The sequence below is a fragment of the Enterococcus sp. LJL51 genome (assembly GCF_049894025.1).
In the GTDB taxonomy this organism is placed as follows: domain Bacteria; phylum Bacillota; class Bacilli; order Lactobacillales; family Enterococcaceae; genus Enterococcus_L.
Genome location: NZ_JBNEQE010000032.1, coordinates 1 through 12442 on the forward strand (window position 1 = coordinate 1; position 12442 = coordinate 12442).

15 protein-coding genes and 1 riboswitch are annotated in these 12442 nt (G+C 39.0%); of the genes, 12 read left to right on the forward strand and 3 right to left on the reverse strand.

Features of this window, described 5'->3' with window-relative positions:
- On the forward strand, positions 1-665 hold a 665-nt coding region (locus ACPWSO_RS17760; RefSeq protein WP_426084911.1), incomplete at its 5' end, for a hypothetical protein.
- Positions 666-736: 71 nt separating this feature from the next.
- On the opposite strand, the gene ACPWSO_RS17765 is transcribed toward ACPWSO_RS17760, so the two are convergent.
- Positions 737-1333, reverse strand: a complete 597-nt coding sequence (locus ACPWSO_RS17765) for an FUSC family protein (protein ID WP_426084912.1) — start codon at positions 1331-1333, stop codon at positions 737-739.
- 105 nt (positions 1334-1438) lie between these two features.
- Here ACPWSO_RS17765 and ACPWSO_RS17770 point away from each other — a divergent pair, with 105 nt between their 5' ends.
- The 3 genes from ACPWSO_RS17770 to ACPWSO_RS17780 all read left to right on the forward strand — a co-directional run bounded on the left by ACPWSO_RS17770 (position 1439) and on the right by ACPWSO_RS17780 (position 3246).
- On the forward strand, positions 1439-2413 hold the full coding sequence (locus ACPWSO_RS17770) for an aromatic acid exporter family protein (protein ID WP_426084913.1): 975 nt from the start codon (positions 1439-1441) through the stop codon (positions 2411-2413).
- A 1-nt stretch (position 2414) separates the two neighbouring features.
- Complete coding sequence (gene yqeK, locus ACPWSO_RS17775; protein ID WP_426084914.1) at positions 2415-3005, forward strand: bis(5'-nucleosyl)-tetraphosphatase (symmetrical) YqeK; 591 nt, start codon at positions 2415-2417, stop codon at positions 3003-3005.
- Positions 3006-3066: 61 nt separating this feature from the next.
- Positions 3067-3246 carry a hypothetical protein gene (locus ACPWSO_RS17780; RefSeq protein ID WP_426084915.1) on the forward strand — a complete coding sequence of 60 codons (180 nt, stop codon included), beginning with the start codon at positions 3067-3069 and terminating at the stop codon, positions 3244-3246.
- Positions 3247-3578: 332 nt separating this feature from the next.
- On the opposite strand, the gene ACPWSO_RS17785 is transcribed toward ACPWSO_RS17780, so the two are convergent.
- Positions 3579-4535 (reverse strand): Gfo/Idh/MocA family protein, encoded by a 957-nt coding sequence (locus tag ACPWSO_RS17785; RefSeq protein ID WP_426084916.1) that lies wholly within the window; start codon positions 4533-4535, stop codon positions 3579-3581.
- A gap of 159 nt (positions 4536-4694) precedes the next feature.
- On the opposite strand from ACPWSO_RS17785, the gene ACPWSO_RS17790 reads away from it, so the two are divergent.
- From ACPWSO_RS17790 to purB, 8 genes are all read left to right on the forward strand, one after another.
- Positions 4695-5213 (forward strand): hypothetical protein, encoded by a 519-nt coding sequence (locus tag ACPWSO_RS17790; protein WP_426084917.1) that lies wholly within the window; start codon positions 4695-4697, stop codon positions 5211-5213.
- A 118-nt stretch (positions 5214-5331) separates the two neighbouring features.
- A complete protein-coding gene (locus ACPWSO_RS17795; protein WP_426084918.1) occupies positions 5332-5934 on the forward strand; it encodes a glycoside hydrolase family 73 protein in 603 nt (200 codons plus the stop codon).
- Positions 5935-5953: 19 nt separating this feature from the next.
- Positions 5954-6640: a hydrolase gene (locus tag ACPWSO_RS17800; protein WP_426084919.1), complete on the forward strand. Its 687-nt coding sequence runs from the start codon at positions 5954-5956 to the stop codon at positions 6638-6640.
- A gap of 258 nt (positions 6641-6898) precedes the next feature.
- A riboswitch (purine riboswitch) is annotated at positions 6899-6996 on the forward strand.
- Positions 6997-7060: 64 nt separating this feature from the next.
- The gene (locus tag ACPWSO_RS17805; protein WP_426084920.1) at positions 7061-7642 is read left to right on the forward strand and encodes a xanthine phosphoribosyltransferase; all 582 of its coding nucleotides are present in this window, start codon (positions 7061-7063) and stop codon (positions 7640-7642) included.
- Between the two features lie 2 nt (positions 7643-7644).
- Positions 7645-8964, forward strand: a complete 1320-nt coding sequence (locus ACPWSO_RS17810) for a nucleobase:cation symporter-2 family protein (protein ID WP_426084921.1) — start codon at positions 7645-7647, stop codon at positions 8962-8964.
- A gap of 256 nt (positions 8965-9220) precedes the next feature.
- Positions 9221-9709 (forward strand): 5-(carboxyamino)imidazole ribonucleotide mutase, encoded by a 489-nt coding sequence (gene purE, locus ACPWSO_RS17815; protein ID WP_426084922.1) that lies wholly within the window; start codon positions 9221-9223, stop codon positions 9707-9709.
- On the forward strand, positions 9696-10823 hold the full coding sequence (gene purK / locus ACPWSO_RS17820; protein WP_426084923.1) for a 5-(carboxyamino)imidazole ribonucleotide synthase: 1128 nt from the start codon (positions 9696-9698) through the stop codon (positions 10821-10823). Before purE ends, purK begins: the two co-directional genes overlap by 14 nt.
- Before the next feature lie 14 nt (positions 10824-10837).
- Positions 10838-12130: an adenylosuccinate lyase gene (purB, locus tag ACPWSO_RS17825; protein ID WP_426084924.1), complete on the forward strand. Its 1293-nt coding sequence runs from the start codon at positions 10838-10840 to the stop codon at positions 12128-12130.
- Here the strand turns inward: purB and ACPWSO_RS17830 are convergent.
- Positions 12033-12442: transposase (locus ACPWSO_RS17830; protein WP_426084925.1), on the reverse strand; the 410-nt coding region annotated here is incomplete at its 5' end. The two genes, purB and ACPWSO_RS17830, sit on opposite strands and share 98 nt — an antisense overlap.

Genomic DNA, 12442 nt, shown 5'->3' on the forward strand with positions numbered 1-12442 from the left:
CAGACCCAGTGACACGTCTTAGCTCAACACATGAATTTACGATTAAGGATGACCATGGGAATACTACCGATACGGCAACCAAAATCAATTTAAATGAAACAATAAAAGCACGTATTGATTATACTTTTGATAATGATGTTTTTGAAATTTCAGAGGCGGAGAAGCTGCGTACAGTTGTGATAGTATCGCCTAATAAGAATATTAGCGGCTCTTATCCAATGGTGAACGGAATAGAAAAAAGTGTTCAATTTACGTTCTTTGAAAATGAAGGACTGCATTATTCTGTTGTGAATAGTATCAAAAATAATAAATATGAGTTAATGGACAAAGCTCGCTTTATGATTAACTACAATATTTTAAACCGGCAGCTTGGTGAATACGAGTTTACAACATACTCTTTGACAGAAGAACAGATGAGGTATCCTGAAGTAAACGATATTCCTAATTTATCTGCAGGAGAAACCATTGATTTGACTGAGTATGTCAAAGTATTCAATGGATTTGTAGCCACTCCAAGATATTTTGTTTCAGGAAATATTTCCGGAAATGCGGAAGTTTCAGCAGATGGCATACTAACTGCTAAAAAAAGCGGAAGCTCAGTTACCTTAACAGTTACAGATCCAATCACTCGATTAGCAACGGTTAAAACATTTAGAATTCTATAAAAATGAAATAAAAAAACCAGTATTGAGCGTTTTACATCCTCAATACTGGTTTTTTTTAGAAGATTACAGCCTTAAGGCATTTTTCCTTCACTATCTTTTTTTTCCTGAATTCTTTTTCGTAGCTCTTCCAGTTCTTTTTCTTTTTTCTCCAGCTCTGCCAGATCCTCTTCAATTTGCCGTTCTTTTTCAACGGGTTTGGCTCGAATCAGAAAATTGATGGAGATGGCAACAAAGGTTCCAATAAATGTATCCAATACCCGCTCAAAGGCATAGTACATAGACTCACCCTGAGGTACACTTAATGCAATCATGAGCATAGTAGCAATGGCGGAAATAATCCCCGAATTGTTGCCCATACCGTCGGATAAAACAATCACAAGAATGACTAAAAAAGGTAAAAAGAACAGTTCTACGAGAAAATCATTTGAAAAATGCTGCTGCACAACGAAATATAGTAAAGCTAGTCCGCCGCCCAAAGAATTTCCAATCACTCGGGATTTACCAAAAGAAAGACTAGTAGTTAAATCCTGACGTAGTGAAAAAACGGCCGCCAGCGCTGCAATCATCGGGGCACCCCGGTCAAATAGTTTGAATAATAAAATACAGACCATAACGGCCAAAGCACTTTTTAATGTCCGCATACCTAAACGGAATGGACCAATTACCATGTTTTTTCTCTCCTAAAAAAGATTTTACTATTTCATCATAACCGAAATAGAGGTAAAATTACTAGTATTGAAGCAAAGATTATCAATTTTATAAGGAGATTGAGTATGAAGATAGGATTACGAACGATAAAAACTGCATTAAGTGCAGCGCTCTCCATGATTTTGGCTTCAGCTCTTGGTTTATTAAATCCAGCATCCGCCGGTATTATTTCAGTGTTAAGTGTAACGCCAACGAAAAAAACATCTTTATTAACAGGAATTTACCGGCTGTTTTCATTAGCACTGGCAACGGCTGTCGCGTTTATCTGTTTTCAGATTTTGGGCTTTACACCATGGGGCTTTGGTGTCTACCTACTGTTGTTTATCCCAGTGGCAGTTGCCTTAAAGCTTTCTGACGGTATTGTTGTCAGCTCTGTGTTAGTGACTCATTATCTGATTGAAAAGCAAATGTCCTGGGAATTGATTGGCAATGAATTTATGCTGATGATCATTGGTGTTGGAATGGCACTGCTTTTGAATATGTATATGCCGGATGTGGAGAAACGTTTAAAGGAAGACCAGGAAATTATTGAAGCAGTTTTTAGAAAGATTCTACAGGATATGGCTTTTTACCTTAACGAAACGAAAAAAGAACGCTCTTTGTTTGATCGCTGTAATCAGTTAAAGTCATTGATTAAAGAGGGACAGGATTGGGCGAAGAATCATGCAGAAAATCAATTACTGTCTAAGGATAATTACTATTTGGACTACTTCACGATGAGAAAGATGCAAAGTGTAATTTTGAAGGATATGCTCAAGCTATTGGAAAAAGTCAAAGTAGAAGCAGAGCAAGTGAAGAGTATTAAAGAACTGCTGGCATATACTTCGCTGACTTTTGCTGAGGATAATGATGGTCGTCAGATTCTGGATCAAATTGCAGGAGTCTATGAGACTTATCGGGAAAAGCCTCTACCTAAAACGAGGGAAGAGTTTGAAAATCGGGCACAGCTTTTTCAATTTCTTCAGCTTTTTCAGTCATTTATTGAAATTAAAGAAGAATTTGTCAAAGAACATCTAAGACAGGGGCAAGAGGAGGGATAGAATGCAGGAGCTAAAACGGCCAGTTCTTACTGGCGACTTGATGAGAGATGTTACTGCATATCTCGGAGAGACGTTCAAAGATACTGCCCGGCATTCAATAGAAGTGGCTGCTTGCGCACGTGAGCTAGCAGCAAGATTCAAAGAAGATCCTGCAGCAGCTGAAGCTGCTGGACTGCTTCATGATATCAGTGTAGTCATACCCAACAAGGAAAAGCTGATGCGTGCGGAGGAATGGGGCATCGATATCTGCAAAGAGGAGGAGCTGCTGCCTATGATCAGTCATCAAAAGCTGTCACGCTATATGGCGGCTGAGTTTTTTGGAGTTAAGGATGAAAATGTCTTATCGGCTATTGAATGCCATACAACACTTAAAAATCATGCGAATAAAATGGATCAGGTAGTTTTTGTTGCAGATAAGATAAAATGGGATCAGGCTGGAGAACCGCCATATCTTGACAGCTTGCAGGAATCACTGGAAGAGTCGCTGGAGGCAGCTTCTTTAACCTATATAAACTACCTCATGGTACACGATATTATTGTTGTTCATCCATGGCTGAAAGCGGCGCAAGAGTGGCTTGAATATAGCAGATAGATCACAGCTGTGGCAATAATCTGATAGTTGGTATGATCAATTAAGGAGGAACAGTTTTATTATGGCAGAATATGAAAAGGATTTCATGTTGCGGCAGGCAAGACAATTCGCGGATTTATTGGGGAGCTTTATGGACAAAGAAGCAGTAGATGGTACCGTTAGGCTGGACGAAGAACAGGTGAAAAAGCTTCAGGATGAGTATCAGAAAAAACTATCCAATAGTGAACAATCAGAAAGATAAATGAATAATTTCTAGAATGAGTGGGACGAAGAGTATATCCTACTCATTTTTTCTTTGAAATATTTTGATTAGATATGTATGCATTTTAAGATTAATTAATCATTTCTTTACATATTTAAAGTTAAAAACACCAAAAAAACTATATAACTTTTTTGGTGTTTTAAAAAGCAATTCAATGTTTTTATAAAATAGGAAAGAATTATTGACAGGTTCGTTAGGTTTGTTGGTACCTGGGACAATTGGGTTAAAGGGCGCAGGATATTTAGAGATTCCTGTTCATGAATATTATGAAGATGAGAATGGATGATGTCTCAAGCTCATTTAGGTCTTTCTTATTCAGTTCGCCATTGCTGCTGCATCTGGTCTAGTATATCAATTACATCTATAGTCAGGAATAAAGAACGGTTGGGCAGTTTGCCTTCAATTATTTTAATCATATTATCTGCTTCATAGTTTAGCGCCTGAAGACTGTCTCCTGAAACAATAGACTCCTTTGTTCCATCATTGAAATGAATTTGTGCTTGATCAGCGCGAGGATATTCTTCCACTGTGATGTAGGCATTTTCGAAGGAAACGATTCCTGTTTTGGGCGCTTTTGATTGAAAGCTTAATGTCACAGCGGCCATCTCCTGTTTGTCATTTTGTAAAATCGTGACAGATTGCTCATCTACTCCTGTTGAGAAAGGAATCATTGATGAAGCTGCCACCTTCGGCTGTTCAGTAAAAAACCAACGGGCAAAGGAAACTGCGTAGGTTCCTATATCTAATAAAGCTCCCCCAGCTAATTCAGGGTTAAAGAAGCGATTATTAGGATTCGGATCTTTATAGCTGCCAAAAGGTGCTTGTATCATTTTGAGCTTTCCTAAGCGCCCGGTATCAGCGATTCGTTTTAGTTCAGTGTATAAAGGCATGTTGAAAATAGTCATTGCTTCAGCTAGAATTAATTGCTTTTCTTCAGCTAATTTTAAGGCAGCTTTTAATTCCTCGCTATTCATGGTGATTGCTTTTTCACAAAGCACGTGTTTGCCGGCTTCCAAGGCTTGCAGAATATGCTGAATATGCTGTTTGTTTGGCACAGCGATATAAATAATATCAATGGTATTATCAGCAAGCAACTCTTCATAGGAGCCATAATGAGCGGGTATATTGTATTTTTGAGCAAATTCTTCAGCTTTATTTATTGTACGGGAAGCTACAGCAGCTAATTGGCTGTTTTTTTGTTGGAACCCCGCTGCAAACTGATGGGCGATTTCTCCCAGTCCGATAATTCCCCAGTTGTAGTTTGTCAAATCTGTATCCTCCTAAAGGTTCTTTTCAGTTTATTATACTAAAAAAAGTAATAAAAAGAGAAAAAAACAACTTAAAATGAAGAAAGTCACGTCTTTTTAAACAGAAATGAGTGCTTTTTTTGGTTATTTTAAGTAGAATAGAAAGAGGAGGCGATTGGTATGCACCAAGTATATATAGATATTATTGTCAGTGCAGTAATGGAACAATATTCTTCAGAGGAGCAATTCTATTCTGAACAGCTTAATATTGATCAAGAACAATGGGAAAGCTGGAAAAATGGCAGAGGAAATCTGCCGAGTGAAGATATGCAGAAAGTAAAGAACTTGTTTACAGATTATGAATGGATGCTGACGCAAAAAATTATGCGGCAGACAGTCCTATTTCCGGAAAAGAGAAATATCGCAGTGGCTGAGTACAAGCGGATGAAAACCTCTATTGCCAGAAAATGGCTGAAAAGCGAGGTTGGCAGAGCCGAACTTTTACCGTTAACAGGAACCGTACAAGAAGATGAAGGCTTTATCAACTTGAAGGTATCCATTTCTTATGGAGAGTGGGGGTTTGATGATATCGTTACCTTCCGACTTCCAGCAAAACTGCAGCCTCAGCTGGAAGGCTCAAAGGTTGAGCTGCTGGACTGGATGGATGAAAACCTGGTTGAAACTTATGTTACAGAGTAAGCTGGATTTGATTCTGTATTGGTAATTTGTTATAATGTGCTGATTTCCATGTGGTAGTGATGGGTTGATTTTCAAAAAAATTAACCAAAAGACAAAGTAAATTAAAAGTAGGGATTTTATGAAAGTAAAAAGGCGTAAGAATAAAAGGTTTCCCGTGTTATTGTTAGGGTTGCTGTTGATTGCCGGATTTTTCTCGTTTCGTTTTTTAACAGGAAATACGGTTAAAGAAGCGGTAAAAACACAGGATAACAAAGCTGTGTCTCAGGAAGATTTTATTGAAAGAATTCGGCCTCATGCAGAGGAGCTTCAGGCTGCTTATGGCGTACTGCCAAGTATAATTATTGGTCAGGGAATTTTGGAGTCGAACTGGGGACAGAGTACTCTTGCTTCTGAATATAACAATCTTTTCGGAATCAAGGCTTACGGCGACCAGAAAAAAGTGAATTTGGAAACAAAAGAGTACATAAACGAATTATGGGTTACGATTCAAGGTGATTTCAGAGTATACGATACTTGGGAGGAATCAATGGATGATCATACACGTCTTTTTGTGGATGGTGTAACGTGGGATCCAAGATTATATGAAAATGTTCTTTTAGCTAATGATTATAAGGAAGCAGCTAATGCTCTTCAAGCAGCGGGCTATGCGACAGATCCGGACTATGCTGAAAAAGTTATCCATGTAATCGAGACTTATAAGCTTTACAAATATGACCACTAATCGGTGAAGGGGAGAGAGTATGGACCAGGAATGGATACCGGAAATTACGACATTATTAAAACAGGATATTATTAAAGTGCCGGAAATTATCAATCAAGCAAGCGGCATTAAAATATTTGGTAAAAGAATTCGCTCGATTATTTTTACAACAGATATAGCAATTATTCGGAATACTAATGCAGATGCGGTTATTGCAGTATACCCGTTCACTCCACATCCGGCAATCACTAAAAGTATTATTGAGGCTGCTGATATTCCTGTGTTTTCTGGTGTTGGCGGCGGTCTGACTCAAGGGGCTCGTTCAGTGTATATGAGTTTGTTTGCAGAGGCACAAGGTTCAATTGGGGTAGTTCTGAATGGACCAACACCAATTGAAACCATTGAAAGTGTATGCGGCGTAGTTGATATTCCCGTTGTAAGTACGGTGACCTCCCGTTATACACCAATGGATGATAAGCTGGAGGCTGGTGTATCCCTGATTAATATCAGTGCTGGTAAAGAGACAGCTGAAACAGTCCGCTATTTCCGAAAGAAATATCCAGAACTGGGAATCATTGCTACCGGTGGCCCGACGGAAGAATCAATTCAGGAAACAATCGAAGCTGGAGCCAATGCAATTACCTATACCCCGCCATCCAATGGTGAGCTGTTCAGTAAGAAAATGGCAAAGTATCGAAAGCAGGAACAGGAAGCAGATAACAATTAATTGATTTATGAAATACCGTTTATTTGGTTTTAAGGGCTGGAGATACAATATTGTTCCAGCTTTTTTTGTTGAAAGATAATACAAAATGACAGATAGATGAGGGACTTTTATCATTTTAAGTAAATTGATTTTTACCGAGAAGTATTAGCATTTGGTATCCGTACCATTGACAATGCCCTGAATCGTTATTTTATGAGAAAATTCTAAGCTTAGTTTTGGTTATAGTTTCTTGCTTTTTAAAGGATTTAGTGGATAATAGAAATTATCATATTTTGAACTTATATATGGTCATGATAAGGATGACCGTCTCTACCTGGCACCGTAAATGCCGGACTATAGGTGAAAAAGCGTGTTCGATTTGAACCTCTTTTTTGCTTTGCAAAAAGGAGGTTTTTTAGTATTGGGGAGGAGAACGACACAATGAAAGAATTAGTAGAAAGAATAAAAAAAGACGGTCAAGTACTAGGTGATGGTGTATTAAAGGTTGACAGCTTTGTTACCCATCAGGTTGATCCGGATTTAATGGAGCAAATAGGTAAACGTTTTGCGGAGGTTTTTGCCGAACAGGGAATTACAAAAGTTGTGACAATTGAAGCGTCAGGAATCGCACCGGCTCTTTATGCGGCACAAGCGCTAAAGGTTCCGATGATTTTTGCCCGTAAAGCAAAGAGCTTAACTATGGATGAAGAATTACTCACTGCATCAGTCTATTCCTTTACCAAACAAGTAACCAGTCAGGTTTCTATTTCTAAAAAGTTCTTAAAGGAAGGCGATAAGGTTCTAATTATTGATGATTTTCTGGCAAATGGTCAGGCTGCTAAAGGATTGGTAGAACTATGCCGGCAAGCTGGAGCTGAGGTATTAGGAATTGGAATTATTATTGAAAAGTCTTTTCAGGATGGTCGAACTCTTTTAGAGGATATGGGGCTAAAAGTCGTTTCTCTAGCTCGTATTGCGTCATTAAAAAATCAAACAGTTGAATTTCTTCAGGAGGATGCCTAAGAATGAAAGAACAGAATATGACGAGTGCAGAAGCTGCTCATGAAACGTCCACTGCGAAAAGTGCAGTGCTTGGTCTTCAGCATTTGCTGGCAATGTATGCGGGAGCAGTTGCAGTTCCTTTATTAATTGGTACTGGTTTGAACTTTAATGCGGAGCAGATGACCTATTTGATTTCTATCGATATTTTTATGTGCGGCATCGCTACACTGCTTCAGCTGACAGTAAATAAATTTTTTGGAATTGGTCTGCCAGTTGTTTTGGGCTGTGCGATTCAGGCCGTTGCTCCGCTGATTATGATTGGAACTGACAAAGGCGTTGGAGCAATGTATGGTTCGATTATTGCCGCAGGAATTTTTATTGTATTAATATCCGGCATCTTTTCAAAAATTAAAGTTCTGTTTCCTTCACTGGTAACTGGAACAGTAATAACTGTCATTGGATTGACCCTAATTCCTGTTGCGATAGAGAAAATGGGTGGAGGATTAGCAAGTGCTCCTACATTTGGTTCTGCCAACAATTTACTACTGGCTTTCGTAACCATTGGACTTATTATTATTATACAAGTGTGGGGTAGAGGGTTTATCCGGTCGATTTCAGTACTAGTAGGTTTAGCTGGTGGAACAGCTCTCGCAGCATTTTTAGGAATGGTAGATGTTGAGCCAATTGTTTCTGCAACCTGGTTTCATTTTCCGCAGCCGTTTTACTTTGGTACGCCGACGTTTGATCCTTCCTCTATTTTATTGATGATTATTATTTCCATTGTCAGTTTAGTAGAATCGACGGGTGTCTATTTTGCTTTAGGCGATATTACAGGAAAACCGGTGGGAGAAGAAGAATTGAAAAAGGGCTATCGAGCAGAAGGATTAGCTGTGATTTTAGGAGGGATTTTCAATACCTTTCCTTATACAGGGTTTTCCCAAAATGTTGGTTTAGTTCAGTTATCAGGAATTAAAAACCGCAAGCCTATTTATTTTTCGGCATTATTTTTGATTATTTTGGGATTACTTCCTAAAATTGGGGCAGCAGCTCAGATTATCCCAGAACCTGTTTTGGGCGGTGGAATGCTTGTAATGTTCGGGATGGTCGCTGTACAGGGAATGCGGATGTTATCCAAGGTTAATTTTGAAAACGATAAGAATTTATTGATTATTGCTGTATCTATCGGTTTTGGCTTGGGCTTTAATATGATGCCGGAGCTATTTGCTAAAATGCCTGAAACAATAAAGATGTTTACAGGAAATGGGATTGTCATGAGCAGTGTTACGGCTATTGTTCTAAATCTTCTATTTAATGGAGTGAAACCAGAGCTGTTAGATAAATAGAAATAGTAATCAATCAATGAGAGAAAGCAAGAGCCAGCAAAAATCTAACAAACGATTTTTGTTGGTTTTTATTTTTAAACAGCGGTTTTGTAGCTTGGAATCTTCAATTTTAGATATACAGAATAGAGTCGCTAAATAGTCTTGATTAAACACGAACAATATAGTTGTTTTTTTGTTTATTATTCGATATTCCTTTGACAGTAATTGTGGGTGTTGCTAAAATAGAAAAGAGAAAAGGTGAAGAAAGGAATATGTCATGTCAATAAAAGTTGCTGTAATTATGGGGAGTACCTCCGATTGGGAAACAATGAAGCTGGCTTGCGAGATACTTGAAGAATTTCAGATTTCTTATGAAAAAAAAGTTGTTTCTGCTCACCGCACGCCGGACTATATGTTTGAATTTGCAGAATCTGCCAGAGAACGGGGAATCAAAGTAATCATTGCCGGGGCTGGTGGTGCGGCGCACTTGCCTGGGATGGTGGCGGCTAAAACCACGCTGCCGGTAATTGGCGTTCCAGTTCAGTCACGAGCACTTAATGGACTGGACTCCCTTTTGTCCATTGTTCAAATGCCTGGAGGGATTCCGGTTGCGACAACAGCGATTGGAAAAGCTGGGGCAACTAACGCTGGACTACTTGCAGTTCAGATGCTTTCCATGTATGATTTAGAGATAGCGGAAAAATTAGAAAAACGACGCGAATCTCTTGCACAGATCGTGATGGAAAGTAGTGATGACCTTGAATAATCCTGTATTACCAGGACAGATGATCGGAATAGTCGGCGGTGGACAATTAGGGAAAATGATGGCTTTGAGTGCCAAAGAAATGGGCTTTCGTATCGCCGTACTTGATCCTAATGTAGACTGCCCGGCGGCCCAAGTAGCTGACTGGCATTTGCTGGCAGCCTATAATGATTTAGATGCATTAAATGAACTGGCCAATAGATCACAGGTTGTGACTTATGAATTTGAAAATGTAGATGTAGATAGTCTTGTCCAAATTCAGGATTTAGTGAGTATTCCTCAAGGAACAGATTTGTTGGCGATTACTCAGGACCGTTTACTGGAGAAAGGCTTTTTAGAGTCCAATAATATAGTGATTGCTCCTTATGCAACGATTGTCAGTCCTACTGATATTCAGGATGCTATTGACGGTATTGGTTATCCTTGCGTACTGAAGACCACTAGAGGAGGATACGATGGAAAGGGTCAATACGTGCTTTACAGCCCGTCTGATTTAGCTCCGTCCATGAATCTCCTGAAAGAAGGCACCTGTGTTTTGGAAGCATGGATTCCTTTTGAAAAAGAAATTTCTGTTCTGGTGTCAGGTAATGGAAAGGGAGATATTCAGACATTTCCTGTAGTAGAAAATATTCACAGGAATAATATTCTTCATGAAACAATTGCTCCAGCGCGTGTAGATGAGGAAATCATTGAAGAAGCACAACGAATAGCTCAGGTGATTGCTGAGGAAGTTAATCTGGCAGGAACCTTGGCTGTTGAAATGTTTGTAACAAATAATGGCGGAATTTATGTAAATGAACTAGCGCCAAGACCTCATAACTCTGGTCACTATACGATTGAGGCGTGTAATTTCAGTCAGTTTGACACTCATATTCGCGGTATTTGCGGCTGGTCTATTCCTGAGATTCATCTACTTTCAGAAGCTGTGATGGTTAATATTATTGGAGAAGAAATTTATGAAACAATGGATTTTATTACTGAAAAGCCAGACTGGCATTTCCATTACTATGGAAAAGATGAAGCTAAAGCAGGAAGAAAAATGGGACACATCACCGTATTAACAGAAGATACGTTTGAAACACTGGAAGATATATATCAAACCAGCATTTGGGATTAAGAAAGGATAAAACAATGATTGATCGTTATTCAAGACCAGAAATGAGAGCTATTTGGACAGATACAAACCGATATCAGGCGTGGTTGGAAGTGGAAATTTTAGCTGATGAAGCTTGGGCAGAGCTGGGAGAGATTCCAAAGGAAGATGTCAAACTGATTAGAGAAAATGCCTCTTTTGATGTCAACAGAATTTTGGAAATTGAAGAAATGACGAGACATGATGTAGTCGCGTTTACTAGAGCTGTGTCTGAAACATTAGGCGAAGAACGCAAGTGGGTTCATTATGGTTTGACTAGTACCGATGTAGTTGATACTGCTTATGGCTACTTGCTGAAGCAGGCAAATGATATTTTACGCAAGGATTTACAGAACTTTGCTGATATTATTGGCGAAAAAGCGAAAGAGCATAAATATACGGTCATGATGGGACGCACTCATGGTGTTCATGCAGAACCTACTACGTTCGGTTTGAAACTGGCATTGTGGTATTCTGAAATGAAACGAAACATTGAACGGTTTGAACATGCGGCTAAAGGTGTGGAAGCAGGAAAAATCAGTGGAGCAGTTGGTACTTTTGCTAACATTCCGCCTTTTGTTGAAAAATATGTTTGTGAGAAGCTGGGGATTCGTCCGCAGGAAATTTCCACACAAGTTCTGCCAAGAGATCTTCATGCTGAATATTTCTCTGCAATGGCTTTAATTGCGACAAGTATTGAAAAATTTGCCACTGAAATCCGTGGGCTGCAGAAGTCTGAAACCAGAGAAGTGGAAGAATTTTTTGCAAAGGGACAAAAAGGATCGTCTGCGATGCCTCATAAACGCAACCCAATCGGTTCAGAAAATATGAGTGGTCTGGCACGCGTTATTCGTGGTCATATGCTGACAGCTTACGAGAATGTTTCGTTGTGGCATGAACGGGATATTTCTCATTCATCTGCAGAACGAATTATTATCCCAGATACAACAATGCTTTTAAACTATATGCTGAACCGCTTTGGCAATATTGTCAAAAATCTAACTGTCTTTCCTGAGAATATGAAGCGAAATATGAATGCAACCTTCGGATTAATCTACAGCCAGCGGGTACTTTTAAAGCTGATTGATCATGGTATGACAAGAGAAGCAGCTTATGATTTAGTTCAGCCGAAGACAGCTTACGCCTGGGATAATCAAACGGACTTTCGTCCGCTTTTAGATCAGGATGAGCAAATCACTTCAGTACTGAGTAAAGAAGAGCTGGATGATGCCTTTGACTACAATTATCATTTAAAAAATGTAGACACGATATTTGAACGTGTTGGTTTATAAAATAGAAAACAGAGACTGGGACATAATCCACTCTCAAAAAGAAAACAAGCTCGATTTTGATGATGAATGTCAAAATCGGGCTTGTTTTTTCTTCTTCCCTTCTCTTTCTCTCCATATATTTTCCTAATTTTCTTAGATTTAGTGCCATGAGAGCCAAACCAACATCAATCTTCGCTCCTTGTTTTCCACGTAAATGGAAACGATGGAACGCCAAATGAGCCTTTAGATGCCCAAACACTGGTTCTACATCGATTTTCCGTTGTCGATAAATCGAACCTGTTTTTTCATCTGAAAGCTTCTTCTTGCATTCTG